13 protein-coding genes are annotated in these 18,030 nt (G+C 67.2%); 5 read left to right on the top strand and 8 right to left on the bottom strand.

The genetic code is table 11. The annotated features are described in order from the left end of the window. Nucleotides 1-9 precede the first annotated feature (9 nt). From AB0H00_RS16130 to AB0H00_RS16110, 5 genes are read right to left on the bottom strand one after another with little or no spacing between them, the layout of a single operon-like run. Nucleotides 10-930 carry a nucleoside-diphosphate kinase gene (locus AB0H00_RS16130; RefSeq protein WP_357266374.1) on the bottom strand — a complete coding sequence of 307 codons (921 nt, stop codon included), beginning with the start codon at nucleotides 928-930 and terminating at the stop codon, nucleotides 10-12. Further along, nucleotides 927-2,018, bottom strand: a complete 1,092-nt coding sequence (locus AB0H00_RS16125; RefSeq protein ID WP_357266372.1) for an SDR family oxidoreductase — start codon at nucleotides 2,016-2,018, stop codon at nucleotides 927-929. Before AB0H00_RS16125 ends, AB0H00_RS16130 begins: the two co-directional genes overlap by 4 nt. Beyond that, nucleotides 2,015-2,278, bottom strand: a complete 264-nt coding sequence (locus AB0H00_RS16120) for an acyl carrier protein (RefSeq protein WP_357266370.1) — start codon at nucleotides 2,276-2,278, stop codon at nucleotides 2,015-2,017. The genes AB0H00_RS16125 and AB0H00_RS16120 overlap by 4 nt, the downstream gene beginning before the upstream one ends. After that, a complete protein-coding gene (locus AB0H00_RS16115) occupies nucleotides 2,275-5,838 on the bottom strand; it encodes an AMP-binding protein (RefSeq protein ID WP_357266368.1) in 3,564 nt (1,187 codons plus the stop codon). Before AB0H00_RS16115 ends, AB0H00_RS16120 begins: the two co-directional genes overlap by 4 nt. Further along, nucleotides 5,831-8,524, bottom strand: coding sequence for a phosphoenolpyruvate synthase (locus AB0H00_RS16110; RefSeq protein ID WP_357266366.1), 2,694 nt, complete (start codon nucleotides 8,522-8,524; stop codon nucleotides 5,831-5,833). The genes AB0H00_RS16115 and AB0H00_RS16110 overlap by 8 nt, the downstream gene beginning before the upstream one ends. Before the next feature lie 213 nt (nucleotides 8,525-8,737). On the opposite strand from AB0H00_RS16110, the gene AB0H00_RS16105 reads away from it, so the two are divergent. The 5 genes from AB0H00_RS16105 to AB0H00_RS16085 all read left to right on the top strand — a co-directional run bounded on the left by AB0H00_RS16105 (nucleotide 8,738) and on the right by AB0H00_RS16085 (nucleotide 14,881). Continuing rightward, entirely contained in the window at nucleotides 8,738-9,442 is a 705-nt protein-coding gene (locus tag AB0H00_RS16105) for an ESX secretion-associated protein EspG (RefSeq protein ID WP_357266364.1), read from the top strand. A gap of 93 nt (nucleotides 9,443-9,535) precedes the next feature. Next, complete coding sequence (locus AB0H00_RS16100; protein ID WP_357266362.1) at nucleotides 9,536-9,910, top strand: hypothetical protein; 375 nt, start codon at nucleotides 9,536-9,538, stop codon at nucleotides 9,908-9,910. Continuing rightward, nucleotides 9,907-10,989, top strand: coding sequence for a hypothetical protein (locus tag AB0H00_RS16095; RefSeq protein ID WP_357266360.1), 1,083 nt, complete (start codon nucleotides 9,907-9,909; stop codon nucleotides 10,987-10,989). Before AB0H00_RS16100 ends, AB0H00_RS16095 begins: the two co-directional genes overlap by 4 nt. Nucleotides 10,990-11,394: 405 nt before the next feature. Next, on the top strand, nucleotides 11,395-12,411 hold the full coding sequence (locus tag AB0H00_RS16090) for a hypothetical protein (protein ID WP_357266359.1): 1,017 nt from the start codon (nucleotides 11,395-11,397) through the stop codon (nucleotides 12,409-12,411). Nucleotides 12,412-12,862: 451 nt separating this feature from the next. Continuing rightward, entirely contained in the window at nucleotides 12,863-14,881 is a 2,019-nt protein-coding gene (locus tag AB0H00_RS16085) for a polyprenyl synthetase family protein (protein WP_357266357.1), read from the top strand. 67 nt (nucleotides 14,882-14,948) lie between these two features. On the opposite strand, the gene AB0H00_RS16080 is transcribed toward AB0H00_RS16085, so the two are convergent. The 3 genes from AB0H00_RS16080 to proB form a co-directional block, all read right to left on the bottom strand. Next, nucleotides 14,949-15,782: a hypothetical protein gene (locus AB0H00_RS16080; RefSeq protein WP_357266355.1), complete on the bottom strand. Its 834-nt coding sequence runs from the start codon at nucleotides 15,780-15,782 to the stop codon at nucleotides 14,949-14,951. Further along, a complete protein-coding gene (locus tag AB0H00_RS16075) occupies nucleotides 15,779-16,384 on the bottom strand; it encodes an ABC transporter ATP-binding protein (protein ID WP_357266353.1) in 606 nt (201 codons plus the stop codon). Before AB0H00_RS16075 ends, AB0H00_RS16080 begins: the two co-directional genes overlap by 4 nt. Nucleotides 16,385-16,867: 483 nt before the next feature. Then, nucleotides 16,868-17,968, bottom strand: coding sequence for a glutamate 5-kinase (gene proB / locus AB0H00_RS16070; protein ID WP_357266616.1), 1,101 nt, complete (start codon nucleotides 17,966-17,968; stop codon nucleotides 16,868-16,870). Nucleotides 17,969-18,030 lie beyond the last annotated feature (62 nt).

The raw sequence follows: 18,030 nt of genomic DNA, 5'->3' as shown, positions 1-18,030 counted from the left end.
TTTGAACATTCACGGTCGTTTCTCCAACCATTCTTGCGCCGACACCGGCCGCAGCGCCTGCGGCTGCGTACCCGTCCGCATGGGAAGTACGTGGGACCCGAGCACGATCACCGACCACGGGTCGAGCTCTCGATCCTCGGCCCACGCGGCGTCCAGCAGGCGCGCGCAGTCCGCGTCCGCCGTCGGATCGAACTCGGACGGGACCGACACCCCGGCCCGCTCGAGGTCACGCAGGATGCGCTCCAGTGCGTCGCCCCGGTCGAAGCTGCGGGCGGGCACGTGCGCGTAGAGGTCTCGGGCGATCGCGACGGCGTCGGACGCACGGTCGGCGCCGGTCGCGATCTGCGCGAGCACCGTCGCCCTGCTTCGCTCGTCGAGGTAGATGGCGAGTTCCCGCAGCACGTCGGCGGGATCGTCGGGCGAGTGCACCAGATTCAGCAGATAGCTGTGGCGCCCGAGCAGGTAACGCAATTCGCCCGGCTTGCGCTTGCGCGGGTCGGTCGCGCCTTTCGCCTCGGTGAGCCGGACCGGGACCGGCAGGTCGCCGTCCTCGCCTCGCACCACCAGCACCAGCACGTCCGCGATGCGAACTAGCAGATCGGCCAGCCGCCTGCGCTCGGGCGAGGCGATGTTCCATGTGAAGTACCACAACGCGCGGGCCAGGTGCCGGTCCGCCAGGACGCGGCGGGCCGACACGACCCGGAACCCGTTCTCCCCCAGCCACTGCAGTGTGGGCTCGATCGCCCTCGCGACGACCGCGTCCGGCTTGAGCAGCAGCAGGGAATGCTCCCTGGCGAACTTCCCCGCATCGATGCCGAGATGATCCAGCTGATCGACGGTCTCCTGCAGGTAGGTGTCACCCAGATACGCGTCCACCTTCTCCGGCTGCGGCGTCAGCGCGGCGAGCAGCTCGCGCGGCGGAGTGTTCACCGGCCTGCTCCGTCGAAGTCGTTGCCGGCCAGCACTTCCTCGATACTCGGGAGCGGGACACCGAGGTAGCCGGATTCCAGGCAATGGTCGAGCAGCAACCGCAGGTACTCCTTGCCGGTCGGCGGGGATGGTCTGCCGGTCAACACCTCGGCGTGTGTGGTGTCGAAGACCAGGCGGCGGTGGAAGTAACTGGTGTAGAGCTTCCCGATTCGCCGGTAGTATTCGCGTTCGATCGCACCGAGGTCCTCCTCGCGGAAGGTCGCTGCCGGCACGAACGTCGCGACCTCGAACGACGGGTACTCGGCCAGGACATCCGAAATCTCGCGCACCGACAGCGTGTCGCGGCCGAGCGCGTGCAGCGTGCGCCCGTGTGCCGAGTCGAAATCCAAGACCGCCGCGGCCACCACGTCGGCGACGTGGTCGACCGGCGCCAGCGACAGGGTCGCGTCGTAGCGACCGGGCAGCGAGCGCAACTTGCCCTCGACCATGAGTTTGACGACGGTGTAGAGGTTCTTGTACTCGCGGATCACGCCGGTGTCGCTCGCTCCGGTCACGATGCCGGGCCGCACGACGGCCGAGCGCACACCTTGCTCGCTCGCGGCGCGCACCAACTGCTCGGCCCGAAACTTGCCGCGCTCATAACCGTTTCCGAAGGACTGCCCCAGATCGAGTTCGTCCTCGGCGATGATCCCGCCCCGCATGCCGCACACATACGCGGTACTGACGTGCACCAGCGGCACGTCCCACTGCCGGGCGAGGGCGATCGCGTTCGCCGCTCCCCGCACGTTGAGTTCGTCGTACTCGGTTTCGGAGGCGTCGAACGCCGTGGTCGCCGCACAGTGCACGATCATCCCCACCCGCTCGGCGAGATCGTTCCGGTCGCGGTCGGACAGACCGAAGCCGGGGGCGCGGATGTCGCCCGCGACCGCGGTGCCCGCGCCGATCTCCGTGCCGTCGTTACGGACGATGCGCGCCTTGCTGTGCAGCACGGCAGCAACCGGCCTGCTCGCCGCGGCGAGCCGGGCGACCACTTCGGCGCCGACCAGTCCGGTGGCGCCGGTGACCAGCACCGTGTCACCGCCTGTCACGACGAGCCTCCCGCCACGCTGTGCCCGACCAGGGCAATCACCTCGCCCACCCGGCGGACACCAACCAGTTCCTCCGGCCGGTAGCGCGGCAGGCCGAACGCACGCTCGAGCACGACGGTCAGCTCCATCAGCCGCAGCGAATCGAAGCCGAGGTCCTCCACGAGCCGCCGGTCGTCACCTGCGGGCGCCCCGTGATCGGGCGCCATGGCACGGATCAGCCCGCGTACCCGTTCGGCCACTGCGAGATCCGCGGCGGTCATGTCCGGCCCCTTTTCCGTAGATGGGGTTGCTGCCCACCCGAGGCCAGCAGGTCGCGCGCCTCGTCCAAGGGCAGTTCGGTGTCGAGATAGCCCGCGATGCGCAGCCAGTCGTACCCGATCGCCAGCGTGCGCCGCCATTGCTCGCGCGAGTCGAACGAGGCGGGGAAATCGGCCGCACCTGCTGTCGGATCGGTTCCCGCGGCGACCCGACGCACCAGGGTGACGAAGTCGTCGAGTATTGCCAGACCAGCCATGGCGTCTCCGCCTGCGGCGATGATCTTCGAGAAGCGCACGCGCTGAGCGGAGTCCAGTCCCGCGAGCAGGTCATCACGGTGCGCGGCAGATGAGGGAAGGATCCGGCGCAGCGTCGCGGCGGGAGCCACGTCGGCGGGCAGCGGATGGAAACCGAAGGCGCACAACACTACCCGCACGGACATCGCCACCAATCGATGCGCCGCGATGTCGGCGACCGCGCTCTGGGCGTTCTTCACCGCGCCCGCCAGATCCTCGCGCGCGTTCTCCAGCACGATGTTCGACCACACAAGGTTCAGCGCGCATTCGGTGAAGCGCCGTGCAGGCAGCGGCGAGAGCGTGGCGACCGCATCCGCACGAGCCGCGCCCTCCACTCCGAGCGCGGGCGCGATCGTCGAGGGCACCGGGGTATAGGGCCGCAGCGGTGCGCACATCGCAAGCGCCGGGGTGATGATTTCACCACCGCGCCACTGCAATCCGACCAGCCCGAGCCGGAGGAACTCGGTCAGCTCGACGGAGATGTCGCGGTGCGCGCGCGCCAGCACGTCGGCCAGCGAGTGGCGGAACACCACCGACCGCCACGCCGGGGCGCCGCTGTCGGATAGCGCGAAGACGTCGCTGTCGCCGCGCAAGACGTGGATGCGTGAGCCGATCGTCCAGGTGGTGACGCCGGGGACCCTGGCGAACAGGATCCGCTGTGGATCGTCGACCGGTTCCGCTACGCCGAGGTCCGCGGCCAACTCCATCAGCTGTTCCCAGGGTCGGGCTTCGGACCGGGCGCGAGCGGTCGCGACGCCGAGGACGCTGGACGGGGTGTCGCCGAAGGCGCATGCCTCATCAGCATCCGCCCACGCCGCCGGGTCGCTCAAGTCCCGGTAACGGTCGATCAGGTCGCCGCCGCCGATCCGATCCAGCTGCTGGGGTAGCCACTTGGTTTCCAGATAGGTTTCGCCGCGACCGGCCGCCCACCCCTTCATCGCCTGGAGCAGCCCGTCGAGCGCCCAGCCGATGGCCTCGTCGCGGGCCCGCAGGATCCGCAACGCGGCGGCATAGCGCAGGGCGTGGAGCGCACGGCGGCGCCACCAGTCCGCGATGATGCCCGCGAAGGTGGGATGCGGCAGCAGAGCACGCAACTCGGTGACGTCGGGAGCATCCGGCGCGGTGCGCACCACGTTGGCGCGCAAAAACCGTTGGCAGCGATTGAGCACGTCCTCGTCGAGTTCACTGGGTGTCGCGGCGTGCGCCACCCGCTCGAGCCGGCGGCACAGCTGCGCCACCGAGCAGGTGCGGATCTCCACCCGGCGGCCGTCGACGAACAGCACTGTCGGCAAGGTCGGCAGTTCCTCGTCGCCGGGCGCCAGGACCAGAAAATCCACATCGGAACCCTCATTGCCGAAACCTTCGGCGAGCGAGCCCTCGAAAAGGATGGTCGAGTTCGCCGGAACCTCGACGCTGTCCATGGCGTGGGCGAGCAGCATGGCCACTCGGTCGGCGGGCAACGTCGGTTTCGGTGTGCCGCCCGCGGCGGCGGGACCGGCGACAGATCCGTTCTCCTCGCCTGTCGCCGTCACCTCGGCCACGCCGTCGGAGTACGCGTCCAGCGTGCCCGCCGTCATGATGCCGTCGGCTTCGTGCACCACCGCTTCGGCCAGTTCGCCGTCACGGAACTGCTGCCACATATGCCTGCGGCGCGGCTTGCCGCTGGAGGTACGCCGGATGATGCCGCGCGGTCCGGTGACGATGGTCACCGTCTGCGCGGGCCCGAGTTCACCGCGAATGATCTTGCGCGCCTCCGTGATCCACTCTCCAGGTGCGGACTCCGCGAACAGCGCGATGCCCTGCGAGCCGGGATCGGTGATCGCGACGGCGGCGAGCTTGCCCTTGGTGATCCCGGTTTCCCCGGCCACCCGCGATTCGATGTCCTCCATGAAGACCGAGCGTCCACGCACTTTGAGGCTCGACCCCATCCGCCCCAGCACGAAAACCTCACCGCGGTGCAGGAAACCGGCGTCTCCGCTGTAGAGCGCGCCGTCGGTGATCCGGGTGGACGCGGTGGCCGAATCGTCAGAATAGCCGAGGGCCACCGAATCACCGACCACCACCATCTCACCGAGCACCCCGTCGGGCAGCTCCCGTCCCTCCTCGTCCACAACCCGCACGGTCGATTCGGGTGTCGAGTAGCCGAGTCCGGTGATCCACCCCGCACCCTCGACGCGGTGCGTGTCATCGAGCAACTCCTCGTCCAGGATGCGCACCGGCTCGCCGAACCGCAGGCTGGGGTTGTCGATCCGCAGCGCGGTGATCGGCCGGTTGCGTGCCGACGAGGTCACCATCAGCGTCGCCTCGGCGAGGCCGTACGCCAGCGTGTAGGCCTTCATCGAAAAGCCCTGTTTGCCAGCGAGTTTCGCGAACGACTGCAGATCGGCCACTTCAACCGGTTCGGACCCGACGGCGAGCGTGCGCCAGCCGGACAAGTCGAGGTCGGCGATTTCCTCGTGCCGCACCCGGTGCGCGAGGTAGCCGAGCGCGAACGACGGCGAGGAGGAATGCTGGGCGTGTGCCATGGCGCGCAACCAGCGCACCGGATCACGAACGAACTGGTCGGGGCGCATCAGGTACAGCTCGCCCTGGTTGGTCACGATGGTCAGGAACGAGCCGACCAGACCCATGTCGTGGTAAAGCGGCAACCAGGAGACCGCTGTCTCGCCATGACGCCAGTCGATCAACGTCGAGATCATAGCGATGTTGTTCGCCAGATTGTGCCAGCTGACCCGCACTCCGCGTGGTGCGCCGGTGGAGCCGGAGGTGAATTGCAGCAACGCACACTCGTCCGGTTCGCCGAACTCGCGCACCTCGGGCGGCACGGGCAGGGTCGCCGCATCGATCACGAGTGGCTCGTCGGTGCGGCCCGCAGCCTCGGCCGCCTGCCGCACCAGCTGCTCGAACTCCGGGGAGGTCACCACCAGCCGGGGACTCGCTGCGGTCAGGATCGCCGCGATGTGCGCGACGATCTGGGCCAGGTCGCCGAACATCGGTGGCGCGACGGGTGTGAAGACGCCGCCACAGGCCCACACTGCGTAGAACGCGGCGACGCAGGGGAAGCCGGTCGGCATGATCACACAGGCGCCGTCACCGTTGCTCATTCCGTTCGCGCGCATCAGCGCGGCGATGGACCAGGCCTGCTCGGCAAGTTCGGCGTAGCTGCGGAACTCCCACCCGTCTGCCTCGTCGGCCAGGTGGATACCCGCGGTACTCGTGGGCTCGGCCAGCCAATGTCGCACTGCCGCAACGTCTTTGTCACTACGCATCGTGGCGGTCTCCTTCGGACAGCACAGTAACCGTTCCATTGGTGCCGTCCACCCGAATCTTCATGCCGGTCCGAATCTTTTTGGTGATGTCCTTGACCTGGACCACCGTCGGAACGCCCAGTTCTCGCGCCACAATAGCCACATGAGTGAGTGGGCTTCCGCGCTCGATCACCAGCGCCGCGGCCGAGGGCAGCGCGGCCACCCATCCGGGATCGGTCCGGTAGGCCACCAGGATTCCGCCGGCGACGTCGCGCGGCTCGTCGACCACGACGGCTGTTCCCTCGGCGACGCCCGCGCCCGAAGGCGTCCCCGTAAGCACCGTCCCCGCGTCGGCCGCCGGGGTGTCTGTGATCGGAGCCCACCCCTGGCTCGCCAGTTCCGCGCGACCGAAGGTCGACCCCACAGTGACGAATCGCGCCGGGGCGGACAGCCCGGAATCCTTAGCGCGTTGCGCCTTCCGCGCCGCTACCAGCCCGCGCAGACCGCTGGTCTCGGCCCCCTCGTAGCTGCCGCGCAGCTCCTGCACGGTCAGGTGGAACACATCGGAGAACTCGTCGATCACGCCACGCTCGGCCAGATCTCGGCCCATCACGCGGATCATCCTTTTGACCATACCGAAGGCTCTCGTACGGCAGAATCGCAGCCGCTCACGGTGCGCGGCGCAACGGGAAACCTTGCCGCGCAATCGTTCATAGATCCGGCGACGGAGACCACCCAAATGCGCGTCGAGGTACTCCTCGGCGTCGTCACCACGGCCCAGCGGTGCGTCCGGAATGGCGCTGCGCAGCATGACGAACAGGCTCGCCGGATCCTCGCGCAGATCAGGGGTTTCGAGTTTGAGCTCGTCGAGACTGCGGTAGCCGTAGCGGTCGATGTACTCGTCGACCCGTGTGCGGAATTCCGGATGGGCGGCCAACGCGGGGTAAATCCGTTCCGGCTTCGTCGAATTCACCAACACGGCCAGGTCCGGATCGGCACGTACCAACTCGGCCATGGCTCGCATCGCACGCGCCGGTTCGGCCGACTCGACGTCGGCGCCCGGCCCGACCACGGCGTAGAGGAACCACTCCGGCGCCTTCGGCAGGAACAATTTGGTCAGCAGGTACATCAATCCGGTGCAGGTCAGCAGGATCGCGTCCAGCACCATCAGCGGACCCCAGCGTTCGACCAGATCCTGGTCCACCCTGCGGTATGCGGCATACGCCTGCTCACCGGAGAGCGCGGTGTAGTCCAGGGTGTCGTACTCGTCGTAGACGCGGTAGAAGTCGGTCATGAACCGCTCGACCATCTCGTCGATCCCGAACAGTCTGCGCAGATAGATCGCGGTGGTGACCGCACGGGACCGCGCCTTGGCGAATGGGCTTCGAAAAGCGAAGGGGTGCAGCGACTTTGCGATGTCATCGGCGAGTGGCTCGTCCACGCCGAGGGCGGCCTCGAGCACTTTGCGGTTGAGCGGGTAGCCGGGGGCGATGCCCACCATCCGGTACCAGTGCAGCAGGTTGTAGTAGACGCGGCCGTGAAAATACCCCAGCAGCACCGAGCTCCAGTTCTCGATCTGACGCAGCTGCTCGCGTGGCACCCGCAGCGATTTCGCGTAGCCGTGGTACACGCGGCCGTAGATGTCGGCGGCGGTCGTGTAGGTCAGCGGTGAGGTGACGCCACTGAAACTTTCGATGATGTTGGAATTGTCCCAGATTCGCTTCTCGTCGTCGGCGACATCCTCACCGGCGCCGCGGAGAATCGCACCGTCCGGCACGGCGACCGCGGTGGTGATCGGCCGGGATTGCAGCAACCACAGGCCGTCCTCGTCGATTGCCCACTCGATGTCCTGGGGCGCGCCGAAGGTCTCCTCCACCCTGCGACCCAGTGTTATCACCTCGGCGATTTCAGCCTCGGACAGCGTCGGCTCGGCCCGCCGTGACTCGTCGACCTCGGTGACAACGAGGCCTTGGCCGTCCGTCGGCGCGTAGTACAGGTCCTTGTCCCCCACTACGGTCTCCAGCACCGTACCGGAGGATTTGTCGACCACCATCGAGTCGGCGTCCACCGCGCCGGACACCAATCCCTCGCCGAGCCCGTAGACCGCGCTGATCACGAGTTCGTCGGAGGCGCCGCTGATCGGGTTCGCGGTAAACGCGACACCGCTCGCCCGCGCCGCGATCAACCGTTGCAGCACGACGGCGGGCGCGACCGCCCTCGGCTTCCCCTCGGCGAAGGCATACCGGACCGACCGCTCGGAGTAGGCCGAGACCCAGCAGTCCCGCACCCGGTCGAGCACCGCGTCCAAGCCGTGGACATTCAAGAACATGTCGAATTGGCCCGCGTAGGACTGCTCCGCCCCATCCTCGGCGGCCATGGAGGAGCGCACCGCGATCGATCCCGCGCCGAGCCGGTCGTAGGCCTCGGCGATCAGGGCACGAATCTCGGGCGGAAGGGGCGTCGCGCCGATCGCCGCGCGCGTCGCCTCGGCCGCGGTGAGCGCCGCGTCGAGATCCACAGCAAACGTGACGTCGGTCACGTTCACCGAAGGGGATGCGGCGAGGAATCGGGCACAGACGTCCGTGCCGAGCACGGTCCATTCGGGGACTCGGAACCCACCCCGATGCAAGCGGTGCAGTCCACGGGCCTTCCCGCCGCCAAAGGCGGATATCGTCGCGGTATCGCTCCACGATCCGAGAACCTGCACGCCACACTCCCATCACCCCGATACCGTTGCGAGCCCAGCGCTCCGGCACGATTGAGCCGAGCAAAAGCAGAGGGGTTCTCTGTTGTATATCCGATAATCCACTGCGGCGTTAGCCCACAATCCTGGGTCCACCTGTGCGACATGCCCGATCCGCCTTTCGGACCGCTAGGCTGCGAGCAGCATTGGCGGATTCGGTGAGGATGTGATTCGGCCGTGGATTGGACCTTCACTCCGGACGAGTTCGCCCACATCTGGCGCGAAACCGACCTCGATCGCCACCCGTATCCGCTGCACATCCTGGAAACGCCACGAACCGAGGACCAGGCCGAGAAGCTGCGGATCGCACTCGCCGAGCGGATGCCGCTCCGCTCCGACCCGGACCTGTCTGCCTGCCTTCGCATTCTGGCGAAGCCGCACACCAGGATCGTGGCGATCGGCAGCACACACGAGCCGGGCAGTGAACTGCGTCTGCTGGCCGCGACGATCTACGATCGCGCCGTGCTCGCGGTGCAGGAACCCGGCGCGACGCCGGATTTCGGTGGCCGCGTTCGTGTTTCGATCGGACACAGCGGCAAGCTCGGGGCGCGGATCACGGCGCTGTTTCCCAATACCCCGCCGGGCACGCAGCCTGCTCGCGTCGCGCCGGCCGACGCGGTCCGCGACGAGGAGATCGTACGGGCGCGGCAACCAGCCGGGCCACGGATCCGCGGGCTGCTGCTCGCGCCGCACACCGCGGAGGGACACATCCGGATCGAGCCGCGGCTGGACCGTCCGACTCCGCCGCCGCCGATCCACTACACCTGGATCGATGTACGGAATGACGGGCGCTATCTGATCAAGGCAGGCGACGAAGTGCGCATCACCCCTGCCTCACCCGAACAGATCGCAGCACAACTGCAAAAACGCATTCCGGCATAGGCTCTCGTCTCCTGCACCGGCCGGTGGCTATTGCTGACCGGGCGCTCGCTTCCGGTTAGTCTGAGTCCGACCGACCGATCTCAGGGGTGCACGATGACGATCGAGACCAGCCGAGCTGATATCGCCCGATTCAAGAAAGCGGCACAGGCAGGGACCGTCCAGTTCGATCCGGCGGCGGCGCGACGGTGCGCCGAACAATACGACCAGCAGGCCGATCGGCTGATCCACCTGAAGCAGCGCCTCGAATCCGCCGCGGATCTAGGCGGATTCGGCGGATTCAACTCCGCGCAGCAGCTGCAGGCAGGTTTCGGTCACAAGGCGCGCGACGCCGCGGCACTCCTCGATCACTACATCGAGGCCGCCTATCGAATGAAGGAGGCATTCCTGATCAGCGGCGGACTGCTCGAAGAGGCCGACTCCGCGAACGCCGCCGCCCTGCGCGCCATCGAATCGAGGTTGCCCCGATGACCGGCTCAGACCCCACCTACATCAGCGCGATGGAGCACTTCGAGTCGATGCGGCACGAAGAGATCTACGCCAAGGCGCAGCAGATCGACGCCGCGCAGGTGCTGCGCGCCTCGGCGATCTGGCTGGAGGCGGCCGGGACGCTCACCACCTCGTTCCCACTCACCCGGGACAGCGTGGACCGCGTGCTGAACTCGACGGAGTGGAAGGGCGCCACCGCCGACGCCGCGTACGTCAGCGCACGCAGCTTCGCGGCGTCCGTAGACGAGCTGGCCGCGGTCGTGGGCGAGGTCGGCGCCCGGCTCGGCGGCGTCGCCGCGGCCGCGGAGGCGGTGAAACTCGCTGTGGTGCCACCCGGCAACTCCGGACCGATCAGCACCGTGGCGAAACTTCTGGAGGCCGCGCACGTCATCAACGCGCAGATGGCCCAGGAAGCGCTGCGGCAGGAGGCCGTGCTCGCGATGAACATGGTCTACAAGCCCGCTTACACCCTGGCGGGAACATCGGTGCCCGCCCTGCCCACGCCGCCCCAGGCGTCCGCTCCGAACTCGCAGTTCGCGCCGCGGGCCGTTGCACCCGCGGAGCCAGACTATGCGACGCCCGCCCCCGTGCGCCCGGACGGCGACCAGTCGACGCCGAACACACCACAACCCGCGCCCTCCGCGCCGGAATCCCGAGCACCATCGCAGACTCCGGCACCGCCGACGCAGCAGACGCCCGATACGCCGCCGACGCAACAGGTTCCGCCGACGCAGCAAGCACCCTCGAACCCACAGGCACCGTCCACACTGCCCACACCGCCAACACAACAAACACCGTCACCCCAACCCTCACCACAGATCCCGGAACCCGCTCAGCCGCCCGTCCCACAAACCACACCCCCGACACAACCACCCCACCCGACTTCCCCACCTGCACCACAGATCCCACAGCCTGCACCGCCCCCGCCGCCGAACCCTGGCCCCGCCGGGCCGCCGGTACAACTACCCGGTCCGGGCGACCAACCGGGCGTCACCGGCCCGGTGCAGGAACACCCCGAGCAAGTACCTACCACCAACCAACCCGGCGTCGTCCCACACTGACAGCCGAGCCGCACGTGCACCACTTACCCGCACCGACCCCGGATCTCCGGAGGCCGCCCCGCGTAATAGTGACCTGCGGAACAATGGCCTGACCCAATGTGAAAGAAATGATTCTCGGATCGTCGCGGGGAACTGGCACGCCGCGTGCGTTCCCTCGCGATCGAGTGGGGCGAACCCCATATCAGACCGGACACATCCAGCGTGCGCCGTTGGATCGATGAGGGAGAACACCCCCGCCATCCGGTTCCGGCGATTCTCGCTGACCTGTTCTCCGCACGGTTCGGATACCGAGTGACGACCTATGACCTCGGTTTTGGTGACGCGCCGACTGTTGATCGCGCCCTCGGCTACAGCCCATCGTGGGCTGAGACAATCGAAGCAGTTGCCGACCTTGGAAGGGCAGACGTGGATCGTAGGAAGTTTCTGACCACCGCGCCGTTTGCCGCCGTCGCAGCAATCGGGCCATCCCGAGACTGGTTGCTCAACACGCTCGACCAATTGCCGGACGAACGGCAACGGGTCCGTCTCGAAGATGTCACCGCCGTGAAGAACATGTTCGGCACGTTCCAAGAGATGGACATCTTCCAGGGCGGTGGATCGGGCCGCTTGGTGTTGGCGGCGTACATGAACGAGCATGTGTACCCCTTACTGCGGCGGGCGCACACTGAAGACGTGCGTCTGGCGCTATGCGGCGCAGCCGCCGAACAGACCTATCTCCTCGGTTGGATGTCGTTCGATAACGGCGAACACGGCACAGCGCAGCGCTACCTGATCCAGGCGCTTCGTCTGGCCGAAGAAGCGAAAGATCCAGCTTTGGGCGCTCATGTGCTCGCTGGCATGGCCGACCAAGCAACACTGCTGGGACACCCCCAAGAAGGCCGACGACTTGCCCAAGCGGGCCGACAAGGTTTGTCGAAGGTGAACGCTCCCGCCTGCCTCGCTGACCTCTGGACGCTCGAAGCCCGGTCGCTGGCAGTCATGGGTGACAAGGTGGGCACCGCACACGCAGTCAATGCCGCTGAACGTGCCTTCGCCGTCATCGAGCCCGACCGAGAGCCGGAATGGGCGCGGTTCATCGACCAGGCGTATATCTGCGGCGAGTGGGCCAACGCCTTCCGCGACCTCGGTCAGACGGACGAAGCCGAACCGCACGCACGTCGCTCCATCGCGTACGCACGCACACAGAACCGAGCGCGACGCGGGGCGCTGTCCCATGCAGCACTTGCCGTCACGCACATCCAAAAACGCGATCTCGAAGCTGCCTACGCCGCAGGCGTACGGACCCTGGATCTCTCCCGCAGGGTCAAGTCGTCACGCTCCGTAGAGGCAGTCCGCGACGTACAACGACGCATGATGGCATTCGGCCCGCACCCACTCATCGCAGACTTCAACGAGCGGGCGAGGACGCTGCTCGCGGCATGACTCAGAACCGTCGAAAGCCCGGCACGGTCAACCAGTAGCCGACTGCTCCGGGTTTCGTCATGTTCGCGGAGCTATGCGATCGGAGTGAGCGGCGAAGCGACACGAGTGACCGAAAGTCGCTCAGCTGCAACGAATGTCAGGCGCATTCATGTGCCACTCGTCCGTGCCGCGGGGCGAGTGAGGTGGGCGGTGCGGTGTGGTCATTGCCCTTCGCACCGCCGATAGTTTCCCCAAGGTCCTCAGTGTGGGTTCTGCCTGGTTGTCAACCGGGCGGGATGTGCACGCTTGATCAGGGAGGCACGCGCCCCCAACGACACTGCCCAACCGGCGCACCCAAGTTATGTGCGCATCAAAATTGGTAGATACCAACACCTTCCGAAGGCGGTGGTGTCAAATAGCCATTGATCGGCGATGTTGTCGATGAACGATGTAACCAGTCAGGAGTGCCCGCGTGCCACGTGAAATCGATTCGGCTGTCTTCCCCCATCTGGATGCTGACCTCGACCGCGTCCGAGACGTTCTCGGACCCATACGGTTGGAAGGCAGGCCCGAACTGACCGCACTGACAGACGAAGGTCCCGACACCTCTCGCCGCCTGGTCCGGCCCACGTTGACGTTGCTGTCGTACTACCTGCTCACCGATCCCGCGGTCCCGGCTGATGACCGGGTGGTACGCGCCGCTGCTGCCGTCGAGTTGCTGCATCTGGGTTCGCTTTACCACGACGACGTCGTCGATCACGCGTACGAGCGTCGCGGCCGTCCCAGTGCCAACGTGGTGTGGGGTTCGCATATGGCCGTATTGGGTGGGGACTCCGTGATACTCACGAGCGTGCGCATGCTGGCCGAACTCGGTCAGCGTGAAGTTCTCGCGGGGGCGACCGCGGGTGAGCAGATGTGCGCGGGCATGGTGATCGAGGCCGCCGACCAGTATGTGGCCTCCCGCAGCGAGCAGTCCTACCTGGACGCGGTCGACGGCAAGACCGCGGCGGTGCTCTCGCTGGCATGCCGGGTGGGTGCGATGCAGGCCGGCCGCTCCGAGGATGAGGAAGAGGCGTTGGCTTTGTTCGGTCGACACTTCGGGCTGGCCTACCAGCTATATGACGACATCCTCGATTTGACCTCGACCACCGAAGAAACGGGCAAGCCCGTCAACGCGGATCTGCCCGAGGGCATCTACACACTCCCCGTGATCCGCGCCGCCGCCCGCGACCAGGACCTTGCCCGCCTGCTGCGCAGAACAATGACACATGAGGAAGCCGCACGTGCCCACAAGCTCGTCATCGCCTCCGGCGCCGTGGACGAAGCACAGGCGAGGGCCGATGAATTCATGGACCAGGCGGCCGACCAGCTCGCCGCCCTGCCCGTCGACTCGAGCGCCCGCCACGCAATGACCGCCTACACCCGGTCCATACTCGACCGGCGAACTCCTGTCCCCGCGATCCCCCAGCAGGCGACACAGACACCCGGGGCTCACAGCGATGCGTTCCCGCCGCAGGTCGCGCAATCCTTGAAAAGCTGGATGGTGGACACCGGCCTTGCCCTCACCCCGGACGAGGCCGACTACCACCGGTGGACAGGAGCGATCCGGATCCCGCGACACTGGGTCCCGGCAGCGGACGCGGCCGTTGAACAGACCGCCTACCGCATGGCCGTGCTGCTCCTTGCGTGGGACGACCTGTTCGAGGATCCGCAGCTGACCGACCCGGAAGCCGTCACCGCGTTGAGGCGTGGCATGGTGGCAACACTGCGCCAGGACCCGGAGAAACCGTGGCGGCCCGGCGCGATCCCGACGTCCTGGGCGAGTTTGTGGCCGCGCCTGCGCGAGGGCCGCACCGCCCGCTGGCAGGAGCAGTTCCTCGACAACCTCGAGCAGTGGTGCGTAGCCTGCGAACGCGAAGCGCACCATCGCATCAACGGCTACATCCCGCCCACAGCCGACTACCTGCCGCTGCGGATGTCGACCAGTGGGATCGACACCGCCCTCTCCGCCATGGAGGTGCACCAGAACCGGGAACTGCCCTCGACGCTGCGCAGCCACCCCGTGATCCGCCGTCTCGAGGAACTCGCCTTCTGGGTGACCTTCGTGGAGAACGACCTGGTGGGGTTGGATCAGGACGAGGCCGATCAAGTCCCCTACAACCTGGTCAGGGCGGTCTGTCATGAGACCGGGTGCACCCGCGGCGAAGCCGTCGAGCAGCTGCAGCGCCAAGTGGCGGATCAGCGCGCCCAGCTTCAGGCGCTGATCCGCTACATCCCCGCGCTGCTGCGCGTGCTTCCCGGCCTGTCGGGCAAGGGGAAGGACTACGCGGAGATATACGTGAACCTGACGAACGTAGGGCTCTGGGCGCGTGAGAGCGACCGGTACGAGGAAACCTCCGGTTCCGCGGTTTCTGCGGCGCCGGACTTGGAACGCTTGCGCCGTGAGATCTACTACTACCCGGCCGCCGAACCGGCTCCTACCGCGCCGTAAACCCCGCCGGCCGGTAAAGCAGGATGTGTCCCGCGCGGTCCACCGTGATGGTCGCGCGGGACATCCCTCAGTGCTTCGCCGGCTGTCCGGACCTCGTCGGTGTCGGGATACGAGGTCCAGGAATGCGGATCCACATCGTAGGTCGAAGAGACGAGCGGGTGCGCAGATGGAAAGCGACCAGTCCGACAAGGGCGCTCGCCGTGAACCATGCCAGTTGCACAGCCAAAACCGCGAATGGCGTGGTGTCGGAGAAACCGGCCGCGGTCGAGGCCTGCATGGCACCGTAGGACGGCAGCCACCGCACGAAATCGCTGTCCGCCCCGATACTGGCGATGGGGTTCTGCACGACCATGTCGAAGCAGCTGATCATCGCGATCGCGAACATGCCCTCCACCTCCCGGCGCAGCAGCGCGCCGAGGGCGACACCGAGCGCCCCGTAGGTCATCGCGTCCCAGAAAAGCGCCGCGGCCAACAGGGCCGGCTGCTGCGGCGACCAAGAAAGGCAGATGGCCATGGTGGCGTAGACGCTGACCACCATCGCGGCCACCACCAGGCAAGCGATTTTCGCCAAACCCAAAGCAACCCGGGGATACCCGGCCATACACAAACGTCGGTCGAACGCCCCGCTGCTGAACGTCGCCGCGAACATCATGAACCCGATGATCAGACAGACCCCGGTCAGGGCGCCGGAAATCTGAGCGAGCTCATTGCCATGGGCCTGCACGACCACCCCGGTGTCCCGAAGCCGGAACGGTACCTGTGTGTCGGTGATGATCAGGCCCGCCAGCGTGACAAACAAGGGGATGAAGACAGCGACCAACAGCATGGCGAACCTGTTACGGGCATGCTCGATCAGGCCGTAGCGCGTGGCTGTCACGAACAGCCGTACATTCTCGTTCATCCGGTCGATTCCTCGCTGCCCTGTAGGACACCGCCGCGCAATCGCCACACCTGATCCAGCCGGTCGGTGTCGTAGGCCAGATGCGACACGACCAGAACCGAGCCTCCGGTGTCACGGAACTGCGCGACCAGATCCCAGAAACGCAGATACGTTTCCCAGTCGAAACCCTGATACGGCTCGTCGAGCAGCAGAACCTGCGGGTCGTGCATCACCGCCAGCGTCAGGTTGAGCTTCTGCCGGGTGCCGCCGCTCAGCGTCGCGACCCGCTCATCGGCGTATTCGGAGAAACGCAGAATCTCCATGGTTTCCTCGGCGCGCCGCAGGTCCGGGACCGCGTAGGCCGCGGCGAAGAAATTCAGGTGCTGGCGAACCGTGAACGCATCGTTCAAGATCACCTGCTGCGGGCAGTAACCGAACCGCCCACGGTGGCGGACCACCCCCCGGTCCGGTCGCAGCCCTCCAGAGAGGACCTTCAACAACGTCGACTTGCCCGCCCCGTTCTCACCGACGATTCCCACCAGCGCCCCCGCAGGCAACGCGATGTCGATGCCACGCAACACCGACCGCCTGCCATATGCATGGTGGACGTCCTCCACTTCCATCAACGCCCCTTACCTTGCCGGCGACGTAGTGGGCCGGCAGTCATTCGCATGCTACCAATCAAGGACCAAAACCCGTGCCAGGACGGCCGATTCGCGGACGACGTCGATCTTGATCGAATATTCTTTCTCCCAGCCGTTTCGCTGTCCTACACAGGAATCCCCCCAACGCGTCGCGACCTCGAACCCGCCGCTGACCGAGCAGCCGTGCGATCAACCGGCACCGCGTAGCTGCCTCGGTGATCGAGGAATCCCGTTGTCGTTCCGTGCTTTCGGCGGCGCACATCAATTCGGCTGCCCGGCCGACAGCGGCGTACCGGCATCCGAGCGTGGTCCAGGATGCAGTCCCCGCGCGCCCACAGGGGCAACGCAGCCTCGCCCGCGGTTGCCGGCGGCCATCGGTCGAGCGCCACCAGGCACGTCCACGGGAGACACCGCGGTCTCGCCTTGATGACCGCGGAAGCCGGTACCGAAGGAGCCGTGCGACTACACCTTGACCAGGTCGTCAGCGTGGATGACCGGGCGCTGCATGGTGTCCGGGAGCTCTGCCGTCGAGCGGCCGAGCATGCCCGCGAGTTCGGTGCTGTCGTATGCGACCACCCCGCGAGCGACGAGGCGATTGTCGGGAGCCACCAGGTCGACGACGTCGCCGCCGTAGAAGCGGCCGCGGACGCCGGTGATGCCCGCGGCGAGCAGCGACCGGCGCCGATGCGCCACCGCCTGCACCGCGCCGTCGTCGATGAGCAGCGCACCGCGGCTGTCGGCCGCGTGCCGGACCCAGAACTTGCGGGCGGACAGGCGAACCGGGCGCGCGACGAAGGCGGTGCCGACGGTGCCGGTGGACAGTGCGGTAGCGGCCGAGGCGGCGGCCGCCAACAGGACGGGAACCCCCGCGTCGGCGGCGAGCCGGGCGGCGGACAGTTTGGACGCCATGCCGCCGGTGCCGAGCGCGCCGCCACTGCCCGCGATCACGCCGTCCAGATCGGCGCTGCTGCGGACCTCGGGGATGAGGGTTGCCGCGCCCTTGCGCGGATCGCCGTCGTAGAGGCCCTCGACGTCGGACAGCAGCACGAGCGCGTCCGCGCCGACCAGGTGGGCGACCAGCGCGGCGAGTCGATCGTTGTCACCGAAGCGGATCTCTTCCGTCGCGACGGTGTCGTTTTCGTTCACCACGGCGACCGCGCCGAGCGAACGAAGCCGGTCGAGGGTGCGCTGCGCGTTTCGGTGGTGCTCGCGGCGGGCGAAGTCGTCGGCGCTCAACAGCACTTGGCCGACGGTTCGCCCATAACGGGCGAACGACGTACCCCAGGCGTGGGCCAGCGCCAGCTGGCCGACGCTCGCGGCGGCCTGCTTGGTGGCCAGGTCGCGCGGACGGCGGCTCAGTCCCAGTGGCGCGATGCCCGCGCCGATGGCACCCGAGGACACCACGACCACATCGGAGCCGGCACGCATCCGCGCCTCGATCGCGTCCGCGAGCTGATCGAGCCGCGCGGTATCCAGCCCGCCCTTCAGGCTGGTCAGCGCGGACGAACCGATCTTCACCACCACCCTGCGCGCCGAGGCGATCACCAGCCTGGCCGGACTCAGGCCCGACGTCGAATCCGCCTCGGCGGTACTCGAACTCACCTGCATCGCCACCGAACTCCCTG

Origin of the sequence: Nocardia sp. NPDC023852 (genome assembly GCF_040639505.1) — a bacterium.
Taxonomy (GTDB): Bacteria; Actinomycetota; Actinomycetes; order Mycobacteriales; family Mycobacteriaceae; genus Nocardia.
The sequence above is the reverse complement of the archived record's forward strand: the minus strand, read 5'-3'. Positions and strand labels throughout refer to the sequence as shown.